24 protein-coding genes are annotated in these 20,709 nt (G+C 72.6%); 11 read left to right on the plus strand and 13 right to left on the minus strand.

Translation table 11 applies throughout. The features are described from left to right. Positions 1–61: 61 nt before the first annotated feature. From AMYTH_RS0114605 to rimP, 3 genes are read right to left on the minus strand one after another with little or no spacing between them, the layout of a single operon-like run. Entirely contained in the window at positions 62–463 is a 402-nt protein-coding gene (locus AMYTH_RS0114605) for a YlxR family protein (protein ID WP_323807231.1), read from the minus strand. After that, positions 460–1,482 carry a transcription termination factor NusA gene (nusA, locus tag AMYTH_RS0114610; RefSeq protein WP_027930950.1) on the minus strand — a complete coding sequence of 341 codons (1,023 nt, stop codon included), beginning with the start codon at positions 1,480–1,482 and terminating at the stop codon, positions 460–462. The genes AMYTH_RS0114605 and nusA overlap by 4 nt, the downstream gene beginning before the upstream one ends. Next, on the minus strand, positions 1,479–2,012 hold the full coding sequence (rimP, locus tag AMYTH_RS0114615) for a ribosome maturation factor RimP (RefSeq protein WP_027930951.1): 534 nt from the start codon (positions 2,010–2,012) through the stop codon (positions 1,479–1,481). Before rimP ends, nusA begins: the two co-directional genes overlap by 4 nt. A gap of 107 nt (positions 2,013–2,119) precedes the next feature. Here rimP and AMYTH_RS0114620 point away from each other — a divergent pair, with 107 nt between their 5' ends. Continuing rightward, positions 2,120–3,052: a ferritin-like domain-containing protein gene (locus AMYTH_RS0114620; protein ID WP_027930952.1), complete on the plus strand. Its 933-nt coding sequence runs from the start codon at positions 2,120–2,122 to the stop codon at positions 3,050–3,052. 69 nt (positions 3,053–3,121) lie between these two features. Continuing rightward, entirely contained in the window at positions 3,122–3,694 is a 573-nt protein-coding gene (locus tag AMYTH_RS0114625; protein WP_017981749.1) for a hypothetical protein, read from the plus strand. Here AMYTH_RS0114625 and AMYTH_RS0114630 read toward each other — a convergent pair. Beyond that, positions 3,691–4,326, minus strand: coding sequence for a hypothetical protein (locus tag AMYTH_RS0114630; protein WP_027930953.1), 636 nt, complete (start codon positions 4,324–4,326; stop codon positions 3,691–3,693). The two genes, AMYTH_RS0114625 and AMYTH_RS0114630, sit on opposite strands and share 4 nt — an antisense overlap. A 33-nt stretch (positions 4,327–4,359) precedes the next feature. Next, positions 4,360–5,373 carry an aminotransferase class V-fold PLP-dependent enzyme gene (locus AMYTH_RS0114635; protein ID WP_027930954.1) on the minus strand — a complete coding sequence of 338 codons (1,014 nt, stop codon included), beginning with the start codon at positions 5,371–5,373 and terminating at the stop codon, positions 4,360–4,362. Positions 5,374–5,595: 222 nt separating this feature from the next. Between AMYTH_RS0114635 and AMYTH_RS44835 the strand changes: the two genes are divergently transcribed. Beyond that, a complete protein-coding gene (locus AMYTH_RS44835; RefSeq protein ID WP_228684759.1) occupies positions 5,596–6,282 on the plus strand; it encodes a rhomboid-like protein in 687 nt (228 codons plus the stop codon). A gap of 11 nt (positions 6,283–6,293) precedes the next feature. Beyond that, positions 6,294–7,082: a tyrosine-protein phosphatase gene (locus tag AMYTH_RS0114645; protein ID WP_027930955.1), complete on the plus strand. Its 789-nt coding sequence runs from the start codon at positions 6,294–6,296 to the stop codon at positions 7,080–7,082. A 3-nt stretch (positions 7,083–7,085) separates the two neighbouring features. Here AMYTH_RS0114645 and AMYTH_RS0114650 read toward each other — a convergent pair whose 3' ends face one another. The 3 genes from AMYTH_RS0114650 to cysD are packed head-to-tail and all read right to left on the minus strand — an operon-like array spanning position 7,086 to position 10,311. Beyond that, positions 7,086–7,571, minus strand: coding sequence for a pyridoxamine 5'-phosphate oxidase family protein (locus AMYTH_RS0114650; RefSeq protein ID WP_228684761.1), 486 nt, complete (start codon positions 7,569–7,571; stop codon positions 7,086–7,088). Next, entirely contained in the window at positions 7,568–9,400 is a 1,833-nt protein-coding gene (gene cysC, locus AMYTH_RS0114655) for an adenylyl-sulfate kinase (RefSeq protein ID WP_027930957.1), read from the minus strand. Before cysC ends, AMYTH_RS0114650 begins: the two co-directional genes overlap by 4 nt. Beyond that, positions 9,400–10,311, minus strand: coding sequence for a sulfate adenylyltransferase subunit CysD (gene cysD, locus AMYTH_RS0114660; protein WP_027930958.1), 912 nt, complete (start codon positions 10,309–10,311; stop codon positions 9,400–9,402). Before cysD ends, cysC begins: the two co-directional genes overlap by 1 nt. A 57-nt stretch (positions 10,312–10,368) precedes the next feature. Here cysD and AMYTH_RS0114665 point away from each other — a divergent pair, with 57 nt between their 5' ends. Genes AMYTH_RS0114665 through AMYTH_RS0114680 form a run of 4 tightly spaced genes read left to right on the plus strand, consistent with a single transcriptional unit; the run spans position 10,369 to position 13,962 of the window. Continuing rightward, positions 10,369–10,848, plus strand: coding sequence for a nuclear transport factor 2 family protein (locus tag AMYTH_RS0114665; protein WP_027930959.1), 480 nt, complete (start codon positions 10,369–10,371; stop codon positions 10,846–10,848). Between the two features lie 21 nt (positions 10,849–10,869). Continuing rightward, positions 10,870–12,036, plus strand: coding sequence for a hypothetical protein (locus tag AMYTH_RS0114670; protein ID WP_027930960.1), 1,167 nt, complete (start codon positions 10,870–10,872; stop codon positions 12,034–12,036). Further along, positions 12,036–12,812: an SDR family oxidoreductase gene (locus AMYTH_RS0114675; RefSeq protein WP_027930961.1), complete on the plus strand. Its 777-nt coding sequence runs from the start codon at positions 12,036–12,038 to the stop codon at positions 12,810–12,812. The genes AMYTH_RS0114670 and AMYTH_RS0114675 overlap by 1 nt, the downstream gene beginning before the upstream one ends. Positions 12,813–12,825: 13 nt before the next feature. Beyond that, complete coding sequence (locus tag AMYTH_RS0114680) at positions 12,826–13,962, plus strand: sulfotransferase family protein (protein ID WP_027930962.1); 1,137 nt, start codon at positions 12,826–12,828, stop codon at positions 13,960–13,962. 22 nt (positions 13,963–13,984) lie between these two features. Here the strand turns inward: AMYTH_RS0114680 and AMYTH_RS0114685 are convergent, their stop codons facing one another. Then, the gene (locus AMYTH_RS0114685; RefSeq protein ID WP_027930963.1) at positions 13,985–14,560 is read right to left on the minus strand and encodes a TetR/AcrR family transcriptional regulator; all 576 of its coding nucleotides are present in this window, start codon (positions 14,558–14,560) and stop codon (positions 13,985–13,987) included. A gap of 87 nt (positions 14,561–14,647) precedes the next feature. On the opposite strand from AMYTH_RS0114685, the gene AMYTH_RS0114690 reads away from it, so the two are divergent. Next, positions 14,648–15,550 (plus strand): alpha/beta fold hydrolase, encoded by a 903-nt coding sequence (locus AMYTH_RS0114690; RefSeq protein WP_027930964.1) that lies wholly within the window; start codon positions 14,648–14,650, stop codon positions 15,548–15,550. Between the two features lies 1 nt (position 15,551). Here AMYTH_RS0114690 and AMYTH_RS0114695 read toward each other — a convergent pair whose 3' ends face one another. Continuing rightward, positions 15,552–16,397: a helix-turn-helix transcriptional regulator gene (locus AMYTH_RS0114695; protein ID WP_027930965.1), complete on the minus strand. Its 846-nt coding sequence runs from the start codon at positions 16,395–16,397 to the stop codon at positions 15,552–15,554. Between the two features lie 100 nt (positions 16,398–16,497). Between AMYTH_RS0114695 and AMYTH_RS0114700 the strand changes: the two genes are divergently transcribed. Continuing rightward, positions 16,498–17,256, plus strand: a complete 759-nt coding sequence (locus AMYTH_RS0114700; RefSeq protein WP_027930966.1) for an SDR family oxidoreductase — start codon at positions 16,498–16,500, stop codon at positions 17,254–17,256. On the opposite strand, the gene AMYTH_RS0114705 is transcribed toward AMYTH_RS0114700, so the two are convergent. Together AMYTH_RS0114705 and AMYTH_RS0114710 are read right to left on the minus strand one after the other, a co-directional pair. Then, on the minus strand, positions 17,228–17,845 hold the full coding sequence (locus tag AMYTH_RS0114705; RefSeq protein WP_027930967.1) for a TetR/AcrR family transcriptional regulator: 618 nt from the start codon (positions 17,843–17,845) through the stop codon (positions 17,228–17,230). The genes AMYTH_RS0114700 and AMYTH_RS0114705 overlap by 29 nt on opposite strands. A gap of 3 nt (positions 17,846–17,848) precedes the next feature. After that, positions 17,849–18,289 carry a nuclear transport factor 2 family protein gene (locus AMYTH_RS0114710; protein WP_027930968.1) on the minus strand — a complete coding sequence of 147 codons (441 nt, stop codon included), beginning with the start codon at positions 18,287–18,289 and terminating at the stop codon, positions 17,849–17,851. Between the two features lie 79 nt (positions 18,290–18,368). Between AMYTH_RS0114710 and AMYTH_RS0114715 the strand changes: the two genes are divergently transcribed. After that, positions 18,369–19,583 carry an amidohydrolase gene (locus AMYTH_RS0114715; RefSeq protein ID WP_209440764.1) on the plus strand — a complete coding sequence of 405 codons (1,215 nt, stop codon included), beginning with the start codon at positions 18,369–18,371 and terminating at the stop codon, positions 19,581–19,583. Here AMYTH_RS0114715 and AMYTH_RS0114720 read toward each other — a convergent pair. After that, on the minus strand, positions 19,562–20,707 hold the full coding sequence (locus tag AMYTH_RS0114720; RefSeq protein WP_027930970.1) for a serine hydrolase domain-containing protein: 1,146 nt from the start codon (positions 20,705–20,707) through the stop codon (positions 19,562–19,564). The genes AMYTH_RS0114715 and AMYTH_RS0114720 overlap by 22 nt on opposite strands. Between the last annotated feature and the right edge of the window lie 2 nt (positions 20,708–20,709).

Below are 20,709 nucleotides of genomic sequence, written 5' to 3' on the forward strand. Positions count from 1 at the left end.
GAGGCCGGGCGGCAAAACCCGCTCGACCTCGTCCTATCGTCGCGCGTTCATGGCTTCAGCTTCACGGCTGACTCATGACGGGTCGACCTGCTTCCTTCGTTCCATCCGGACCGGGGACGCTCCCCTGTCCATGCTTCCCGGTGACCTGCCCCAGGCGCTCGCGCAGCTCCGCCACGTCGAGCGTCCCGTGGACCCTCAGGGCCCTGGGGAACGCCCGCCGCCGCTCGGCCTTGGCCAGGCACTCCGGCCCGGGGTGCAACCAGGCACCCCGCCCCGGCAGCCGCCGACGCGTGTCGGCGACCAGCCGCCCGTCCAGCGCGACCACTCGCAGTAGTTCACCGACGGGAGCCCGCTTCTTGCACCCCACGCACGTCCGCACCGGGGTGTCGCCCCGGTGCTCCGAGCATGCGGTACCCGAGCGCGAGCTCCGCACCACCGTCGAGTTTAACTCCTGGCCCGTCACTCAGCCGAACCGGTTGTCGCTGCGGGCGTGGCGTCCTCCTCGGAGGCCGCCGCGTCGCTGCGGATGTCGATCCGCCAGCCGGTCAGCCGGGCGGCCAGGCGGGCGTTCTGGCCCTCCTTGCCGATGGCCAGGGACAGCTGGAAGTCCGGCACCACCACGCGGGCCGTCTTCGCACGCTCGTCCACCACCCGTACCGAAACAACCTTGGCGGGGCTCAGCGCATTCCCGACGAAGCGAGCCGGATCCTCGGAGTAGTCGACGATGTCGATCTTCTCACCCCCGAGCTCGCTCATCACGTTGCGCACCCGCTGACCCATCGGGCCGATGCAGGCGCCCTTCGCGTTGACGCCCGGCACGGTGGACCGGACGGCGATCTTGGTGCGGTGCCCGGACTCGCGGGCGACCGCGGCGATCTCGACGGTGCCGTCGGCGATCTCCGGGACCTCCAGCGCGAACAGCTTGCGCACCAGGTTCGGGTGGGTGCGCGACAGCGTGATCGACGGGCCGCGGGCGCTGCGCGACACGGTGACCACATACGCCTTGATGCGCTCGCCGTGCTCGTACCGCTCGCCGGCCACCTGCTCGCCGGGGGGAATCACCCCCTCGGTGTCGCCGACCTGCACGATCACCATGCCGCGGGCGTTGGCCCGCGCGTCACGCTGGATCACGCCGGCGACGATCTCGCCCTCGCGGGTGGAGAACTCGCCGTAGGTCTTCTCGTGCTCGGCGTCGCGGAGGCGCTGCAGGATGACCTGCCGCGCGGTGGTCGCCGCGATGCGGCCGAAGCCCTCGGGGGTGTCGTCCCACTCCTCGTCCACTTCGCCGTTCTCGTCCAGCGTGTGCGCGAGGACGCGCACGACGCCGGTCTTGCGGTCGATGTCGATGCGGGCGTGCGGCTGGTGCCCCTCGGTGTGCTTGTAGGCCGTCAGCAGCGCGGTCTCGATGGCCTCGATGACCGTTTCGAAGGGGATGTCCTTGTCCCGCTCGATCGCGCGCAGGGCCGCGATGTCCACGTTCACTTCGGATCCTCCTCCGGCTCGCCTGCGTTGTGCTCCGAGGCGTCCTGGTCGAGCAGCTTCAGCTCCTCGGTCGGTGGTTGCCTGAACTCGATCTCGATCACGGCCTTGGCCACGTCGGCGTAGGGCACGTCCCGGACCGCACCGTCCACCAGCACCCGCACCGAGTCCTCGCCCGCGTGCCCGACGCGGCCCACGTACTCGGCGCCCTCCCGCGGCGTGATCCGCACGAGGCGGAACCGCGAGCGGCGCCAGTGGCGGGGGCGGGTCAGCGGGCGGTCGACGCCGGGCGAGGTCACTTCGAGCGTGTAGGCGCCCGCGATCAGCTGCTCGTTCTCGTCCAGCGCGGCCGAGACGGCGCGGCTGACGTCGGCGACCTCGTCGAGTCCCACGCCGTCGTCGGAATCGACGACGACCTTGACGAGCTTGCGGCGGCCCGCCTGCTGGACGTCGAGCGCGTCGAGGTCGAAACCCGCGCCGGACACGGCTTCGGCCACGATCGGCTCGAGCCGGGCGGCGAGTTCTCCAGGCACCTTGGCGCTCTCCTGTTTGGTGTGCTGTCGGTCGGTGAGGGACAAGCTTATCTTGTTGGCCCCGGTCACCGCCCGTGGTCACCGGTCCCCTGGCAGGATGGGCGCACGTGAGACCCCGTACCCGTCGTGACGTCCTGCGCGCGAGCGCGCTCGCGGCACTGGCCGCGCCCCTCGCCGCGTGCGCAACCGGCTACTCCGACGAACCGGATCCGCTGGCCCTGCTGGCCGAGCAGGCCCGCGCCGACGCCGCCGCGGCCGACGCCGTGGCCGCGTCCGCGTCCGCCGACGCGGACGTGGCGCGCCAGTACTCGGCGGCGCGCGCCGCGCACGCGCGGGCCCTGCAGTCCGAAGTGGACCGGCTCAACCGGCCGAAGTCGCAGGCGAGCGCCGTCGTGCCGGCCGAGCAGGGCATGGCGGGGCTGAAGCAGCGGCTGGCGACCGCCCGTCAGCAGGCCGAGGCCCTGGTCGGCGGGCTGCCGCGGTACCGGGCCGGGCTGGTGGCCGCCGTCGCGGGCGGCTGCGCCGGGCTGCAGCAGGTCGGGACCAAGCTGGGGCCGGGCGCCGAGCCGGGCCAGGTGACCGCGACGGCGTCGGCGATCCCGCCGGAGTCGGTCGGGCCGGTGCAGCAGGCCCTGTCGGCCGAGCACGCGGCCCTGTGGATCTACGGGCTGGTCAGCGCGTTCCTGCCGGGCAACTACACCGCCGGGGTCGCCGACGGCACCGCCGAGCACCAGGACCGCCGCGACGCGTGCGTGCGGATGCTGACCGCCGCGGGCGTGGAGCCGGGGGTGGCCGAGCCCGCCTACCTCCCGCCGCGACCGGTCACGGACGCGACGTCGGCGAAGAGCGTGGTCGCCACCGCGGAGGCCGACGCCGCCACGGCCTGGCGGGGCGTGCTGGAGCAGACCGACGACGCGGCGCTGCGGGACGTGGCGCTGAAGGCGCTGCTCGCCTCGGCGCGGCGCGGCACCCGCTGGCGCGAGGCGGCGGGCGAGCAGCCGACGGCGATCGTGCTGCCCGGCTCGGCCGCCCAAGGCTGACTGGGGGCGCGCCACGGCGCGTGACGACATAACCTTCCCCGGACACGTTCGACGCCCGAGGACGCCCCTTTGCTGACCCTGACCCGCACCCTGGCCGGCCTGTCCGAAGACGGCGCCGCCCGCCTGCGCGGCCTGCTGCTGCGCCAGCTGATCCGGATGCCGCACGGGCGGCCCGGCGAGTTCGTCGTGCTGCACCTGTTCCTGATCCCGCCCGAGCCCGGCGGCAGCCGCTACGCGCTGTACGAGGTCGCCCAGCCGCTCGTCGACGAGCCGTTGCCGCAGGTGCAGGGCCGGGCGCTGAGCGAGCTCCAGTCCGCCCACGGCGATCCGCGCCTGGTGCCCGGCGCCGACCAGGGCTGGCGGGACGCCGACCCCGGCCGCCGCGGCGTCTACCTCGGCACCGGCGCCCGGTTCACCGGCTCGCGGCCCGGCATCACCGGCACGACGATCGCCCGGCTGGTCGACCACACCGCGGTGATGTTCGTCCTGGACGAGGGACACCAGCCGGTGTTCCTGCAGAGCTCGAAGGAACTGGTCGTCGCGGGTGAGCGGCTCCCGCCGTCACCGGAGATCCCCGCGCTGGGCAAGCCGCCGTTCCTGCTGATCGACTCGCTGGTCGCCTACCTGCGCAACGCCGGTTAGGCGCCCGGCGCGAGGTCCAGCGCCTCCTTGCTGATGCGCTGCAGCGTGGCCTCGTCGGCGTGCCCGTCGAAGAAGGCGGACAGCACGATGGTCACCGAGGCGCCGGTGACGCGGGACAGGTAGTCGCCGTCGGCGAGTTTCGGTGCGCCGGGGATCTTCGCGGTGCCGTCGCGCACCAGGTCGTTCACGTTGCCGGTGCCGTCGGTGTCGGCGAGCTTCTTCAGCTGCTGCGCGTCCTCCGGGGTGGACATGGTCACGACCGCGACCGACACCAGCGCCCGGGAGGCCCCGCTGCTGGTCGTGTAGAGGGCGCGGGACAGCCGCTGGCACGGGTGCTGCGTGAAGAACTGCTTCACCTGCGAGTAGGAGTTCGCGGCGCAGTCGGTCGCGGCCACCGGGCCGTCGCTGACCACGAACTGGAACTCCTTGGCCTGCGACTGGGCCGACGGCGGGGCCTCGTCGGAGGAGCCGCCGCGGACCAGCCACCAGACGAGTCCCGCCACGACCGCCACCGCCACCAGCCCGGCGGCCTTGAGCAGCGGGCCGCCCGCGCGCCGGGACGGCGGTTCGGCGGGGATCCGGGGCAGCGGCGCGGTGTCGCCGCGGCCGGGAGTGAACTGCGCACCAACCACGGGGGGACACCGTAGCTCACTCGGCCGGGTGACTCACCGCAACGCGTCCACAACCCGTTCGACGTCGTCCTCGGTGTTGTAGAGGTGGAAGCCGACGCGCGCCCGGCCCGCGCGCACGCTGGCCGTGACCCCGGCGCGGGCGAGCGCGGCCGGATCGGCGTCCAGCGACACGATCGCGCTGCCTCGTTCCGGCAGGCCGAGCCTGGTGAGCAGGGTGTCGGCCAGTTTGACGTCGTGGGCGCGGACCGCGGTCAGGTCCAGCGAAGCCAGGTACGGCAACGCCACCGCCGCGCCGGCGTGCGCGAACCACACCGGCGACACGTCGAACCGGCGCGGTCCCTCGGCCAGGCGCAACGGCATGCCGTAGGTGGCCTGCCACGGGTCCTCGCCCGCGTACCAGTTGGCGGCGACGGGCACCGTGCGCCCGGCGGCGCGCGGGTGCACGGCGAGCCAGGCGCAGCCGCGCGGGGACATCAGCCACTTGTAGCCCGCGGCCACCACCCAGTCGGCCCACTCCAGGTCCAGCGGCAGCCAGCCGGCGGCCTGGGTCGCGTCGAGGGCGACCGGGACGCCCGCGGCTTCGGATTCCGCGCGCAGGGCGTCCAGGTCCACCAGCGCGCCGTCCCTGGACTGCGCGACGCTCACGACCACCAGGTCGTGGCCGCGGACGGCGCCGGGCAGCTCGGCGACCGGGACCTCGGTGACGCGCGCGCCGCGGGCGGCGAACGGGAACGTCGCGCTGGTGAACTCCCCCTCGGCGGTCAGCACGCGGGCGCCGTCGGGCAGCCCGGCCGCGACGCTCGCGAGCAGCTGCGACACGGCGGCGCCGATGGCGATCCGGTCCGCGGGCACGCCGACGAGCCGCGCGAAGGACTCCCGGGCCCGCGCGACGAGCGGGTCGAAGTCGCCGGGCTGGTGGGCGCCGGCGCGCCAGGCCTCGACGGACGCCGCCACCGCGTCGGCCACCGCCGCGGGCGGGATCCCGATGCTCGGGGTGTTGAGGTATCCGGCGGGGACGTCGAACTCGGCTCCGAAGGCTGTGCGCATGCCCGGACGCTAACCGACCATCGATCGGGTGGTCACAGTGTTTTCGCCGGGCGCCGCCGCTGTTCGTGGAGCGCGGCCGCAGCACCCGCATCGCCGTCGCAGCCCCGTTCGCGCGGCCGGAGCAGGTCGTGCACCTCGCCGGGCAGCTGCTCGACGGACCGCCACGCTGACCCGGACGGGTGGTCACAGTGTTTTCACAGCGTGTGCGGGAAAACTGCGAACGTGACCAGGTTGCTGCCCAGCCCCGTGAACACCCCGTTCACGTTCTGGTACCTCGTGGTGCTGCTGGCCACCACCGCGCTGCAGCGCCTGCTCGGCGAGACGCTCTCGGCGCGCCTGCTGGGGCTGGCCAGCACCGACGCGCACAACCTGTGGCACCGGCCGGTGATGAGCCTGGTCAGCAGCGCGCTGTGGCTCGGCGACGACGGCTGGCTCGTGTACGTGATCATCTTCACGTTCGCCGTCGCCCCGCTGGAGCGCCGGATCGGGGCGGGGTGGACGTGCGCGGTCTTCGCGAGCGGGCACGTGCTCGCGACGCTGGCGACCGAGCTGCCGGTCATGTGGGCGCTCGCCGAGGGGTTGCTGCCCGCCACCGACAGCCGCTGGCTCGACATCGGGGTCAGCTACGGGTTCTTCGCCACCGCCGGCGCGCTCGTGCCGGTGCTGGCGCGGCGGTTCCGGATGTGGGCCGTCCCCGCGATCGAGGCCGGGATCGTCGTGATCTACCTCATAGACGGGCCCGGGACACTGGGCGGGATCGTCACGTTCGCCGGGCACCTGATCGCCTTGCACATCGGCATGCTGGGCTGGTGGCGGTGGTTGCTGCGGCGCGGTGTCACCGGCACGCTCCCCGCGCCCGCCGGACCCGGCGACCGCGCGCGGCCCTTGGCGGGATCGGCGGCGCGGTGAACCATGGGGTCATGCACTGGCTCGAACTGGAGGGGGCGGTCAACGCCCGCGACGTCGGCGGCCTGCCGACCGAGGACGGCGGCGCGGTCGCGGAGCGGCGGCTGCTGCGGTCGGACAACCTGCAGGGTCTGACGCCACGCGACATCAAGGTCCTGGTCGACGACTTCGGCCTGACGACGGTGGTCGACCTGCGCGGCACCCCCGAGGTGACCAAGGAGGGCCCGGGGCCGCTGACCAGCGTCGAGTCGGTGCGGCACCACCACTACTCGGTCCTGCCGGAGAGCGGCGGCACCACCGACGCGACCGCCGACGACATCAGTGACGCCCTGTACCTGAAGCGGCGGCAGCGGACGATCGAGCGGTTCCCCGACGACGTGATGACCGCGCTGTACCTGGGTTACCTGGAAGACCGGCCGGAGAGCATCGTCGGCGCGCTGCGCACGATCGCCGGCGCGCCGGGCGCGGCGCTGGTGCACTGCGCGGCGGGCAAGGACCGGACCGGCGTGGTGACCGCGTTCGCGCTCACGGTCGCCGGGGTGCGGCGGGACGCGGTGATCGCCGACTACGCCGCCAGCGGCGAGCGGATCCACGCGATCCTGGACCGGCTGCGCGCCTCCCCCACCTACGCGCCGGACCTGGACAAGCGCCCGGACGACGACGACCACCGCCCCAAGCCGGAGACGATGTCGCTGTTCCTCGGCGAGGTCGACCGGCGTTTCGGAGGCGTGGTGGGGTGGCTGGACGCGCACGGCTTCGACGCGGCCGACGTGGCCGAGCTGCGCGGCAAGCTGCTCGGCTGAGGCCTACGGCGCCGTCGACCCGCCGAGCGGCATCGGGTCCAGCCCGAGCTTGCGGTGGTCCCACGACCGCACCCGCACCGGGTCGACCCGCACCACCACCCGCTTGTTCAGCATCATCTCCACCGCGGGCCGCAGCTCCGCCGAGTACGGCCCGTAGTAGCGCTCGAACACGTTGACCCCGACCGCCCAGATCTCGTCCGGGTCCTCGCTGATCACGCCGCGCCCCTCGATCGACACGCCACGCAACGCGTCGTAGGTCAGCCCGTCCTCCACCAGCACCGTGATGCGCGGGTCGCGGCGCAGGTTGACCGCCTTCTGCGACTTGGCCTTCGTCTCCAGCCAGATCGTCCCGTCCAGCACGGCGAACCACATCGCGACCAGGTGCGGTGTGCCGTCCGCGCCGAGGGTCGCGATCGTCGCCGTCCGGCTCGTCGCGACGAACTCCGCGATCTCCGCGGCGGTCATCGTGATCTGGGCCCGTTGGTTCACTCCCACAGCGCACTCCGGTTCAGCAGGGTCAGGATCCGCGCGGCCGGATCGGGATCGTCCGGCCGCAGCACCAGGTCCGGCGAGACCGGCGCCTCGTAGGGGTCGTCGACACCGGTGAACCCGCGGATCTCCCCCGCCCGCGCCTTCGCGTACATCCCCTTCGGGTCCCGGGCCTCGCACACCTCCAGCGGCGTGTCCACGAACACCTCCAGGAACGGCAGCCCGGCCCGCTCGTGCACCTCCCGCACGCGGTCCCGGTCCGCCCGGTAGGGGCTGATCAGCGACGCGACCGCCACCACCCCGGCGTCGGCGAACAGGCGCGCCACCTCGCCGACGCGCCGCACGTTCTCCGCGCGGTCCGCGGCGCCGAACCCGAGGTCGGCGTTCAGCCCGTGCCGCAGGTTGTCCCCGTCCAGCAGGTAGGCCGGGCGGCCCGCCGCGACCAGCCGCCGCTCCAGCTCGACCGCGATCGTCGACTTCCCCGACGCCGACAGCCCGGTCAGCCACACCGTCAGCCCGCGCGTGGCGCGTTCCTCCCGGCCCACCGCCGCCGCGTGCCACACCACCCGGGACGCGGGCAGCGCGGGGCCGGTGATCATGCCCGCCGCCACGGTGTTCCCGGTCGTGTCGTCGACCAGGATGAAGCTGCCGGTGGCCCGGTTGCGCCGGTACGGGTCGAACAGCAACGGCTTCCGGGTGCGCAGCTGCACCCGGCCGATCTCGTTGAGCGCAAGCGCTTTCGCGGTCTCGTCGCGGTGCAGCGTGTCCACGTCGAGGCGGTAGTCCAGCTTCTGCACCGCCGCCGTGGTCTCCGCCGTGGTGTGCCGGATCGTGTACGTCGCGCCGGGGGTGAGCGAACCGGCCTCGGCGAGCCAGCACACCATCGCGTCCAGATCCTGCCCCGTGTGCGGCCGGTTCGCCGGGCGGCAGATCAGGTCGCCGCGGCCGACGTCCAGCTCCCCGGTCAGCTGCACGGTCACGGCCTGCGGCGGGAACGCCTCGGTGACCGGCATCCCGCCCGGCCCCCAGATCGCCGCGACCCGGCTGGACAACCCGGACGGCAGCACGACCACCTCGTCGCCCGGCTTGAACACCCCGCCGGCCACGGTCCCCGCGTAGCCGCGGAAGTCCCGGCCGCCCTGGCGGATCACGTACTGCACGGGCAGCCGCGCGTCGATCAGGTTGCGGTCGGAGGCGACATGCACCTCCTCCAGGTGGTGCAGCAGCGACGTGCCCTCGTACCACGGCATGGACGCCGAACGGTGCACCACGTTGTCGCCGTGCAGCGCGGACACCGGGATGAACGACAGGTCGGTCACGTCCAGCTTCATCGCGAACCGGCGGAAGTCCTCGCGGATCTCGTCGAACCGCTCCCGTGACCAGCCCACCAGGTCCATCTTGTTCACGCACAGCACCAGGTGCGGGATTCCCAGCAGGGAAGCCAGGAACGCGTGCCGCCGGGACTGCTGCAGCACACCCTTGCGCGCGTCGACCAGGACGAGCGCGAGGTCCGCTGTGGACGCTCCGGTGACCATGTTGCGCGTGTACTGGATGTGGCCCGGCGTGTCGGCGATGACGAACTTCCGCCGCGGCGTGGCGAAGTAGCGGTAGGCCACGTCGATCGTGATGCCCTGCTCGCGTTCGGCGCGCAGGCCGTCGGTGAGCAGCGCGAGGTTCGGGTAGTCCTCGCCGCGCTGCCTGCTCGCCCGCTCCACCGCGGCGAGCTGGTCGGTGAACAGCGACTTGGAGTCGAACAGCAGCCGCCCGATGAGCGTGGACTTGCCGTCGTCCACGCTCCCGGCCGTGGCCAGGCGCAGGAGCTGGGGCATCAGAAGTAGCCCTCCTTCTTGCGGTCCTCCATGCCTGCCTCGGAAATCCGGTCGTCGGCACGGGTCGCGCCGCGCTCGGTGACGCGGGTCGCGGCGACCTCGGCGACCACTTCCGCCGGGTTCGCGGCGGTGGATTCCACGCAGCCGGTGCAGGTGGCGTCCCCGACGGTGCGGAACCGCACGGTCGCCTCGTACGGCTCCTCACCGTCGAGCAGGCGCAGGAACCTGGTGTGCGCCAGCAACATCCCGTCGCGCTGCACCACCGGGCGGCGGTGCGCGTAGTAGATCGCCGGCAGTTCGATGCGCTCGGCCGCGATGTAGGACCAGATGTCCAGCTCGGTCCAGTTCGACAGCGGGAACACGCGGATGTGCTCGCCGCGCCGGTGCCGCCCGTTGTAGAGGTTCCACAGCTCCGGCCGCTGGTTGCGCGGGTCCCACTGGCCGAACTCGTCGCGGAAGCTGAAGACGCGTTCCTTCGCGCGCGCCTTTTCCTCGTCGCGCCGGGCGCCGCCGAACACCGCGTCGAACCCGCCCTCGCGGATCGCCCGCAGCAGCGTGACGGTCTGCAACCGGTTGCGGGAGGCGCGCGGGCCGGTGTCCTCGGTGACGCGGCCGGCGTCGATGTCGTCCTGCACGCGGGCGACGTGCAGCCGCAGGCCCATCCGGTCCACCACCCGGTCCCGGAACTCGATCACCTCGTCGAAGTTGTGGCCGGTGTCGACGTGCAGGACCGGGAACGGCAGCGGCGCGGGCCAGAACGCCTTGGCGGCCAGCGCGAGCATGACCACCGAGTCCTTGCCGCCGGAGAAGAGCAGCACCGGGTGCTCGAAGGTGGCCGCCACCTCGCGGAAGATGTGCACCGACTCCGCCTCGAGCAGTTCGAGGTGGGACAGCTCGTAGACCGTGGTCACCCGGAAAAATTAGAACACGTTCTTGCCAGCGGTCAACCGGGCGAGCATGCTGGGCGCATGGACCTTGCCGCGATCGAGGCGATCCGCCGGACCAAGCACGCGTACCTGCGCTGCGTCGACCTGAAGCGCTGGGACGAGATCGGCGGGACCTTCACCGAAGACGCCACCGCCGACTACGGCACCCCCACCTACGGCGACCCGATCCGCCTGTCCGGCCGCGACGCGATCGTGGGCTTCCTGCGCGAGCGCCTGGTGCCCGAGATCATCACGGTGCACCTGGCCACGCAGCCGGAGATCGACGTCGACGGCGACACGGCCACCGGCACGTGGGCCTTCCAGGACCAGGTGATCGCCACCCAGCACAACGTCGCGATCATCGGCGCCGCCTTCTACTCCGACCACTACCGGCGCGAGGCCGACGGCGTCTGGCGGATCTCGCACACCGGTTACGTCCGCACCTACGAGGCGATGCTGTCGCTGGCGGACCTGAAGAGCTTCCAGCTCACCGCGAACCGGTGGGCCGTCCCGTCCGCTTAGAACACGTTCCAGGAGTCGCCGGTGCTCACGCAGCCGCTCGCCGAGGCACTCGCCGAGGCCGAGAAGATCATTACCGAGGCACCGCACATCGCGAGCGAGGCCGACCTCGTGGAGGGTCTGGACTACCTCGCCGGCAGCATCCGCGCCTCGCTGCAGATGGCCTGGGCGTACGAGAAGGACTTCCCGTTCTTCGTCCGCTCCACCGGCCCGTACACGAAGATGGGCCTGGACAACCCGGACACCCTGTACTTCCACTCCTACCTGCGCGATGACGCCGAGTACGTGGTCACCGGGCGGCGCGGCACCACCGCCGACCTGAGTTTCCAGGTGCTCAACGGCAACTACTCCCCCGTCGAGGTGCCGGACAGCCTCACCGCGTTCGACGACCGCGCCTTCGACATCGACGACGACGGCCGGTTCGAGATCCGGTTCGGTCCCGGGCTGAGCGGCCCCAACCGCTTCCCGCTCGGGCCGGGCTCGGCGATGCTGATCGTGCGGGAAGTGTTCAGCGACTGGGCCGCCGAGCGACCGGGGATGGTGCGCATCCACCGCGCCGGCGCCGAAGGCGCGGCTCCGCCGCCGCTGTCGCGGGACACGCTCGCCAAGCGGTACGGCGTCGCGGGCAAGATCCTGCTGTCCCGGCTGAACACCTTCCTCGCCTTCCCGAAGTGGTTCTACCTCGACCTGCCGGTCAACACGATGACCGAGCCGCGCGCCACGCCCGGCGGGCTGAGCACCCAGTTCTCCTCGGTCGGGCACTACGACCTCGACGACGACCAGGCGATGGTGGTGACCGTGCCGCGCTGCGCGGACGCGCCGTACCAGGGCATCCAGCTGGGCAGCATGTGGTACATCTCGCTGGACTACGCCAACCACCAGACGAGCCTGACCGCGGACCAGGCGCGGGTGGACCCGGACGGGAAGATGCGGTTCGTCATCAGCGAGCGCGATCCCGGCGTGGCGAACTGGCTGGAGCGCACCGGGCATCGCCGCGGGTACGTGCAGATCCGGTGGCAGCGGCTGTCGCGTGACCTGAAACCGGACGACGGGCCGGAGGTCGAGATCGTGCCGGTGGCCGAGCTGCCGGACCGGCTGGCCTACTACGAGCAGGCGACGGTGACCCCCGCGGAGTGGTCCGCCCGGATCGCGGCCCGGCAGGCCGCCACGGCCGCGAGGATGCTGGGCTGATGTTGTTGCGCGACAAGGTGGTCGTGGTGTCCGGGGTCGGGCCGGGGCTGGGCCGGTCGATCGCGGTGGAGAGCGCGAAGGCAGGCGCGGACGTGGTGCTCGCGGCCCGCACCGAGTCCCGGCTGGCGGAGGTCGCCAAGGAGATCGACCAGCTGGGCCGCCGCACGATCTCGGTGCCGACGGACATCACCAGCGAGACCGACGCCCAGCGGCTCGTCGAGGCCACTGTAGACGCTTTCGGCCGGGTGGACGCGCTGGTGCACAACGCGTTCGCGATCCCGCCGATGACGAACCTGGCCGACGTGGACCTGGACGGTGTGCGCGCGGGGTTCGAGGCGAGCTCGATCGCGGCGCTGCGGCTGACCAGGTTGTTCCTGCCCGCGCTGGAGTCCGCGGGCGGCTCGGTCGTGGTGATCAACTCGGCGGTGCTGCGGCATTCGCGGCAGCCGTACGGGCCGTACAAGATGGCGAAGGCGAGCCTGCTCGCGCTCGCGCAGAGCCTGGCGACCGAGCTGGGGCCGCGTGGCATCCGGGTCAACTCGGTGGCGCCCGGCTACATCTGGGCGGATTCGCTGAAGTGGTACTTCGGATATCTCGCCGAGAAGCGCGGGATCACGCGCGACGAGGTGTACGCCGAGACCGCCTCGACCATCGACCTGCGACGCCTGCCCGAACCGGACGAGATCGCCGACGCCGTGATCTTCCTGGCCTCGCCGATGGCGCGGGCCATCACCGGGCAGTGCCTGGACGTCAACTGCGGCGAGTACCACCATTGAGGAGGCTCCGGCGATGAGCATCGGACGCGACAGCGTCGGCACGGTCGACGACCTGCACGCCTCCGCGACCCGGTTCTGCGGGTTGAGCGACTTCGGGGGCGACGAGCACCGCGAGGGCCTGGCCGTGCTGCTGGAGTCCTACGCGCGGGACGCCGCGCTGACCCCGTTCGGCAACAAGATCAAGCGCGCGTTCCTGCGGCAGGCGCTGGTGGCGCGGCTGCTCAGCGAGGAGGCGTGGAAGCGCTTTCCGGAGTACGCCGAGGTGCCGGTCGAGCGGCCGATCTTCGTCACCGGACTGCCCCGCACCGGGACCACCGCGCTGCACCGGCTGCTCACCGCCGATCCGGCGCACCAGGGGCTGGAGGTGTGGCTGGCCGAGGTGCCGCAGCCGCGGCCGCCGCGCGAGACGTGGGCGGACAACCCGGTGTTCCAGGGCATCCAGGCCGGGTACGAGAAGCACCACGTCGAGCACCCGGAGTTCCTCGGCGTGCACCACAGCTCCGCGGAGCAGGTCGAGGAGTGCTGGCAGCTGCTGCGGCAGTCGGCGAAGTCGGTGTCGTACGAGTGCCTGGCGCACGTGCCGACGTACTCGGAGTGGCTGGCGGCGCAGGACTGGACCGACGCGTACGCGCGGCACCGGCGCAACCTGCAGCTGATCGGGCTGCCGGACCGGGACAAGCGGTGGGTGCTGAAGAACCCGTCGCACCTGTTCGCGCTGGACGCGCTGCTCGCGGTCTACCCGGACGCGCTGGTGATCCAGACGCACCGCGCGCCGGAGACGATCATCGCGTCGGTGTGCAGTCTCAACCAGCAGGCGTCGGCGGGCTGGTCGACGGTGTTCGAGGGCCCGGTGGTCGGCCGGTCGCAGCTGGAGCTGTGGTCCCGCGGCGCGGCGACCTTCAAGCGGGAACGGGCCAAGCACGACCCGGCGCAGTTCTACGACGTCGACTACGCCGACTTCGTGGCCGACCCGCTGGCGGTGGTCGCGTCGGTCTACGACCACTTCGGGCTGCCCTTCACGGCCGCCGCGGAGTCGGCGATGCGGGCGGTGTACGAGGAGAGCACCACCGGCGCCGGCCGCCCCTCGCACCGCTACACGCTGGAGGAGTTCGGCCTGACGGCCGAGGAGGTGCGGGAGCGCTTCGCCTGAGGGCCGAGGACGGCTGCCCCCGTCACGGCATCAGGCGGGAGAGGTGGTGATCCACGAGCGAGATCACCTCCGCCGGCGTCCGGTGTCCCAGCAGGACCGCGTCGCCGAGACCGGCGACGAGGGCCAGCAGCAGGTCCGCTTCCCGGGTCGGGTCCAGGTCGGCGTGCAGGTCGCCGTGCGCCTGCGCGGCGGTGACCATGGCGGAGATGGCGTCGCGGAGTTGCGCGTGACCGAGGCGGAACCGCTCGGCGATCTCCGGGTCCTTCAACGCGCGCACCACGAACGCGTTCGCGACCAGCGCCTCGGTCCGGCTCTCGTCGTCAAGCGGCAGGAGGGCGATCAGCGCGGCGCGCAGGCCGGGCAGCTCGGCTTGCGCGGTCCGCAGCCGGTCGCCGACCCGGTCGCGCAGCGTCCGCGTGGCATAGCGCAGCATGTCGTCCCGGCTCGGGAAGTAGTGCTGCACCAGACCCTTGGAAATGCCGGCCTCGGCCGCGACCTCACCGAGACTCACCGCTTCCAGGCCCCGGTCGGCCGCGATCCTGCGGACCGCGTCGGCGATGAGCTGTCGCCGCTGCTCGTGATCGACCCGCTTGGGCACCAAGCCACCTTTTCACAATACGAACGGATTGCAAACCGTCCCGGACCTGTTTACGATGCGATCGTATCGTCAAACAGGGAGGTCCCCATGACGCTCGGCGGATTCACGTCGCCGCAGGCCCGCGTCGCGTACGACGCGGCCTACGACCGGGGGTTCGCCGCGCTGCCCGCCCCCGCCGAAGAGCGCGACGTGGCCACGGCGTTCGGCACCGCGCGCGTCTACCGCTTCGGGGAACCCGGTCCCGCCCCGATGGTGCTGCTTCCCGGCCGGGCGGGCACGACGGTCATGTGGGAGCCCAACCTCCCCGCGTTCATCGCGCGCGGCCCGGTGTACGCGCTCGACCTGATCGGTGAGCCGGGACGCAGCGAGCAGACCGCGCCCATCCGCGACGCCGACGACCAGGCTGCGTGGCTCGACACCGTGCTCGCCACGCTGGGCCTGCGCGACGTCCACCTCGTCGGCTACTCCTTCGGCGGGTGGCTCGCAGCCAACTTGGCCGTGCGCGCACCGGACCGGCTCGCCTCGCTGACCTTGATCGACCCGGTGCGGACCTTCGCCACGTTCCCGGGCTCCCTGCTCGTGCGCACCGCCCTCGCGCTCGTCCCCGGCATCCGGCGCTGGGCCCGCCCCGCCTTCCTGGCCTGGATCTCCGGCGGAGCCGAGGTGGCCGAGGACGACCCGGTGGCCACGGTGATCGACGAGGGCATGCGGACCTACCGGATCGCGCTGCCCACGCCCCTGCTGTTCACCGACGCGCAACTGCGCGGCCTGACCGTCCCCGTCCTCGCACTCATCGCGGCCCGCAGCGTCATCCACGACGGCCGGCGTGCGGCCGCCCGCGCCCGGGAGCTGCTGCCGGACGCCCGCGTCGAGCTGTGGCCGGCGGCCACCCACGCGATCGCGGGCGAGTCGGCCGACGAGGTCAACGCCCGGGTGCTGGAGTTCCTCGCCGAGCTCGAGCAACGACGTGAGTCACCGGAGCGCGCCTGATCTAGCGAACGCTGTCGAACCGTTCGGTGCCGACCACGCCGAGCAGCTGCAGCTTCTCCGCCGCCTCCGTGCGCGGCGGCGCCGTGAGCACCAGCAGCATCTGCGACTGGTCCTCGGTGAACAGCACCTGGCAGTCCACCTCGATCTCACCCAGCTGGGGGTGCACGAGCACCTTGTGGTCCACGAACCGCTTGGCCACCTCGTGCCGTTCCCACAGCTCCGCGAACTCCGGGCTCGCCTTCGTGAGCACCCGCACCAGCTCGCCGGCCCGGGACTGCGGCCCCATCGACCCGAGTGCCGCCCGCAGGCCCGCCACGAGGGCCCGGCCCTGGCGCCCCCGGTCGTGCTCCGGGTAGATCCGGCGCTCCGCGGGATCGGTGAACCAGCGGTAGATCTCGCTGCGCGCCCAGCCCGTCAGGTGCGACCGGTCGCCGTAGAGGGCGTCCGCCATGCTGTTCTGCACCAGCACCTCGCCGAGGTTCGACAGGATCAGCGCGGGCGTGTCCGACAACCGGTCCAGCACGCGCTGCAGGGCCGGCGCCACGTGCGCCGCCGCCACCACCGGTGTGGGTGCGTTGCGGCCGGCGATGCGGAACAGGTAGTCACGCTCGGTGCCGGTCAGGCGCAGCGCCCGGGCGAGCGCGGCCAGCATCTGCTCGCTCGGCTGCGGGCCACGCTGCTGCTCCAGCCGCGTGTAGTAGTCGGTGGACATCGCCGCCAGCGCCGCGACCTCCTCCCGCCGCAGCCCCGGCGCGCGGCGGCGCGGCCCGGCAGGGAGCCCGACGTCCTCCGGCCGCAGCTGTTCCCGGCGGCTGCGCAGGAACGCCGCCAGCTCCACACGGTCCATAACCCCAGTATCCGCCCCCGGGCCGGGCGAACCAGGGACCGCCGATCCCCCGATGAGCGATCTCTGCACCGGCCTGTCGCGCCCGGCCAGACTCGGGAGCATGAACATCAGCGGAAACACCATCTTCATCCCGGGTTCCACCAGCGGCATCGGCCTCGCCCTCGCGCGGCGGCTGCGGGCCAAGGGCAACACGGTCATCGTCGGCGGCCGCCGCACCGAGCTGCTCGACTCACTCGCCGCGGACGGGTTCGACACCGTGCGCATCGACACCGCCGACGCAGGCAGCATCCGCGCCGCGGCCGACGAGGTCATCCGGAAGCACCCCGACCTCAACGTGGTCATCGCGATGTCCGGCATCATGCGCGTCGAGGACTGGCACCACCCGGAGGGCTTCCTGGCCTCGGCCGAGGAGACCGTGACGACGAACGTGCTCGGCCCGATCCGGCTCATCGCCGCGTTCGTCGAGCACCTCCAGAGCAAGCCCGACGCGACCATCGTGACCGTCTCCTCGGGCCTGGCGTTCGCCCCCCTGGCGGCCACACCGAGCTACAACGCGAGCAAGGCCGCCATCCACATGCTCAGCGAGTCGCTGCGGCTGCAACTGGCGGACACCTCCGTCAAGGTCGTCGAGCTGGAGCCGCCGTCGGTGCGCACGGCCCTGCTGCCCGGCCAGGAGGAGAGCGAGTTCGCCATGCCGCTCGACGACTTCGCCGACGAGGTGGTCAAGCTGTTCGAGACGCAGCCGGACGCCAAGGAGATCCAGGTGGAGAACGTGAAGTTCCTCCGCTACGGCGAGGCCCGCGGCGACTACGACCAGGTCGTGGCCACCCTCAACGCCGCGGACCCGCACGGCAAGTGAGGAACGCGAGGACGATCTCCCGCGCCGTCGCCACCGTGGCCTCGAGCGCGGCGGGATCCCGCGCGACGCGTTCGGCGCCCGCCCGCATGGCGCCGGACAGCAGCTCCACCGCGAGCGCCACGTCACCGACGTCGCGGAACTCGCCGCGGGCGATGCCGTCCCGGACGACCCGTTCCACCTCGGTCACCACCGCGTGGAACGGGCCGTCCGGGCCCTTCGGCAGGTCCGCGACCAGCGGCCCGGCGCCGGGGCGGAACACCAGCCACAGCGCCTGGTCCGTGGCCGCCTCCAGGACCGCCGCGACGATCTCCCCCATCCGCTGCTCCGCCGGGTCCGGGCGCGCGGCGATCCCGGCCACCCGCTCACGCAGGGGCAGGCCGGCCCGCTCGGCCAGCGCGAGGACCAGCGCACTCTTGTCGCGGGCGTAGTTGTAAAGCGTGTTGCGCGCCAGGCCGGCCCGGGCCGCGAGGTGGCCCAGCGTGATCGACTCGTAGTCGCGTTCGAGCAGCAGCTGCCGCATCGCCTCGGCGAGGTCGGCCCACACCTGCTCGTGGTGCTCCCCGATGCTGGCGCCCCGGATCCGCGGCACCGGTCACCACCCCGCGGCGACCAGGTGCTGATTCTCCTGGTGCGAAGCGGTGAGCTTCACGCGTGTGAGGCGCCAGCCGTCCGGCGTGCGGACCGCCTCGTTGTCGTAGAAGCCGGCCACCAGCCACCGGTCGCTCGTTTCCGGGAGCCAGTGCTCGGCACGGACGTGCGCGTGGATGGTCGCCCGGTCGCCGTCGAGGGTGATGACGGGGCCGGTGATGGCGTGGTGGGTCGCCGCGAACGGGGCGAACGAGGCGCGGAGGATCTCGACGTAGCCGGCGAGCGGCGTGGTCGTCGGGGGAATGCCGGTGACCGATTCGAAGTCGAGCGTGAGCGGGTCGGTGAAGACGCGCCCGGGCAGGTCGGTGAACTCCTTCAGGTCCGCGATGTCGGCGTACTTCCCGAGCAGTTCGACGAGGTCGGCCCGGTCCTGCGGTTCGGTCATGGAGTTCTCCTTTTTACGACATCCTGTCGCAAAGATTACGACAGATCGTCGTAAAAGTCACGCGTGCGATGCTGGCCGGGTGAACGACCTGTACCTGACCGGCGTGCGCCCGTGGGGCGGTCCCCTGTCCGATGTGGCGATCCGCGACGGCCGGATCGCGGCGGTCTCCGCGGCCGGCGGCCCCGCACCGGAGGGCGTGCCGCTGCTGGCGGGCGAGGGGCGGTTGCTCGTCCCCTCGTTCTCCGACGTGCACGTCCACCTGGACTCCACGCGGCTGGGCCTGCCGTGGCGGCCCAACGACTCCCCCGGCGGGGTGTGGGCGAACATGCTGCACGACCGCGCCCACTGGCGGGACGGCGGGCCGCCGATGGCCGAGCGGTCCACGCACATGCTCGGCCTGCTCATCGCGCACGGCGTCACCCGCGTCCGCGGCTACGCCCAGGTCGACGCGGACTGCAAGCTGGAACGCCTGGAAGCCGTCGTCGCCGCGCGGGAGGCGCACGCCGGCCGGGCCGACGTCGAGATCATCGCCTTCCCGCAGGCCGGGTTGCTGCGCGAGCCCGGCGTGCCCGCGCTGATGGAAGCCGCGCTGCGGGAGGGCGCCGGCGTGATGGGCGGCATCGACCCGTGCGGCGTCGACGGCGACCCGGTGCGGCACCTCGACATCGTGTTCGACCTCGCCGACCGGTACGGGGTGCCGGTGGACGTCCACCTGCACGAGCCCGGCGAGCTGGGCCTGTTCAGCCTCGGGCTGATCATCGAGCGGACGCGGGCGCTGGACCTGCGCGGCCGGGTCACCATCTCGCACGCCTTCACCCTCGCCCACACCCCGTCGCCGCGTCTGGACGAGGTGCTCGCCGAGATGGCTGAGCTGGACATCTCGGTCGCGACCGTCGCGCCGCCGGGCCGCAACACGCTCCCGCTCACCCGGCTGACCGAGGCCGGCCTGCGTGTCGGCCTCGGCGACGACGGGCAGCGCGACTACTGGTCCCCCTACGGCAACGCGGACCTGCTCGACCGCACCTGGCAACTGGCGTTCACCAACGGGTTCCGCAACGACCACCTCGTCGAGCACGCGCTGGCCGTGGGCACCTGGGGCGGCGCGACGGTGCTCGACCCGTCACTGCCGCGGCTGCGGGACGTGCGGGACCGCCCCGGAGTTGCGGTCGGCGACCCGGCAGACCTGGTGCTGCTCGACGGCGAGGCACCCGCGGCCGCGGTGCAGGACCGGTTGCCGCACCGCACGGTGGTCCACGCCGGGCGGGTGGTCGCTCACGACCTCGCGCTGGTGTGAAGGAGCGCGCCGACGGCGAGTTCGTAGATGCCGCGCAACCGCTCGAACAGCGCGGGGTCGCTGTCCGGGGTGATCTGCGCGGTGGTGCTGACGGCGACGGCCCGGTGCCCGTCCAGGGTGGCCGCGGCGAACTGCGTGTAGCCCGGGGTGTTGCCGGTGTGCCCGTAGACGCGGCCGTACCGCGTGTCGTAGCGGAAGATGCCGAGGCCGGCCGCGTTGACGCCCGGCCCGGGCGGTTCCGAACCGCCCGGCCGGAACGTGAGCTGCGCGGCACGCACCGCCGGGTGCAGGAGGGCCCGGTAGCCGCCGATGAAGCGCGCCAGATCGGCCGGTGTGGACACCACTCCGCCGGAGGCCCAGCTCCAGCCCGCGGCGACGAGCGTGGTCACGTCCTCGGCGCCGTCGTAGCCGTGCAGGTGCGGTTCGGGCAGCGCGGAGCCGCGCGGCAGGCTGGTGCGGTGGAGCCCCAGCGGCTGCGTGACGTGCTGCCGCAGCAGGTCCTCGTAGCGCGCGCCGGTCGCGGCCTCGCACATCAGCGCGACGAGGATGTTGTCCGAGTTGGAGTAGGCGTACCTGGTGCCGGGCGCGAACAGCGGGCCGGGGTCGTCGAGGTAGCCGAGCAGGTCGCGCGGGGGCGGCGGGTCCTGCAGGGACGCCAGCAGCGCGTCGCGGAACCGCTGCGACCGGCTGAAGTCCGGGATTCCGCTGGTGTGGCCGAGCAATTGGCTGAGGGTCACCTCCGACCACTGCGGGGGGAAACCGTCCAGCCGCCGCCCGACCGTGTCATCGAGCCCCAGCCGGCGGCGGCTCACCAGGGACAGCGCGGTCGCGGCGCTGAACGCCTTCGCCACGCTCGCGACACGCATGTGGTCGTCGGGCCGGGGTTTCCGGCCGGTCGCCACATCGGACACGCCGACGCTGTGGAAGGCCGTCCCGTGGCTCCGTCTGAACGCGACGGTGATGGCGGGCGGACCTCCTGGCGCGCCTTGCAGTTCGCGCATCGCCTCGCGCAGTGCGCGCTCGACGGGTGGTGATTCACCGGCCACCGCGCGGCCCGTGAGGACCGTGCACCCGGCCGTGCCGAGTGCCCCCAGCTTCAGGACCGTCCTGCGCGACAGTGCCATCG

It is taken from the genome of Amycolatopsis thermoflava N1165 (assembly GCF_000473265.1).
GTDB lineage: Bacteria > Actinomycetota > Actinomycetes > Mycobacteriales > Pseudonocardiaceae > Amycolatopsis_E > Amycolatopsis_E thermoflava.

What these genes read in the sequence shown, in the direction of transcription:
- AMYTH_RS0114635 (WP_027930954.1), bottom strand. Translation starts at nt 5,373, where the DNA reads ATGCGCACAGCCTTCGGAGCCGAGTTCGACGTCCCCGCCGGATACCTC.
- AMYTH_RS0114645 (WP_027930955.1), top strand. Translation starts at nt 6,294, where the DNA reads ATGCACTGGCTCGAACTGGAGGGGGCGGTCAACGCCCGCGACGTCGGC.
- cysC (WP_027930957.1), bottom strand. Translation starts at nt 9,400, where the DNA reads ATGCCCCAGCTCCTGCGCCTGGCCACGGCCGGGAGCGTGGACGACGGC.
- AMYTH_RS0114665 (WP_027930959.1), top strand. Translation starts at nt 10,369, where the DNA reads ATGGACCTTGCCGCGATCGAGGCGATCCGCCGGACCAAGCACGCGTAC.
- AMYTH_RS0114675 (WP_027930961.1), top strand. Translation starts at nt 12,036, where the DNA reads ATGTTGTTGCGCGACAAGGTGGTCGTGGTGTCCGGGGTCGGGCCGGGG.
- AMYTH_RS0114680 (WP_027930962.1), top strand. Translation starts at nt 12,826, where the DNA reads ATGAGCATCGGACGCGACAGCGTCGGCACGGTCGACGACCTGCACGCC.
- AMYTH_RS0114690 (WP_027930964.1), top strand. Translation starts at nt 14,648, where the DNA reads ATGACGCTCGGCGGATTCACGTCGCCGCAGGCCCGCGTCGCGTACGAC.
- AMYTH_RS0114695 (WP_027930965.1), bottom strand. Translation starts at nt 16,397, where the DNA reads ATGGACCGTGTGGAGCTGGCGGCGTTCCTGCGCAGCCGCCGGGAACAG.
- AMYTH_RS0114700 (WP_027930966.1), top strand. Translation starts at nt 16,498, where the DNA reads ATGAACATCAGCGGAAACACCATCTTCATCCCGGGTTCCACCAGCGGC.
- AMYTH_RS0114710 (WP_027930968.1), bottom strand. Translation starts at nt 18,289, where the DNA reads ATGACCGAACCGCAGGACCGGGCCGACCTCGTCGAACTGCTCGGGAAG.
- AMYTH_RS0114720 (WP_027930970.1), bottom strand. Translation starts at nt 20,707, where the DNA reads ATGGCACTGTCGCGCAGGACGGTCCTGAAGCTGGGGGCACTCGGCACG.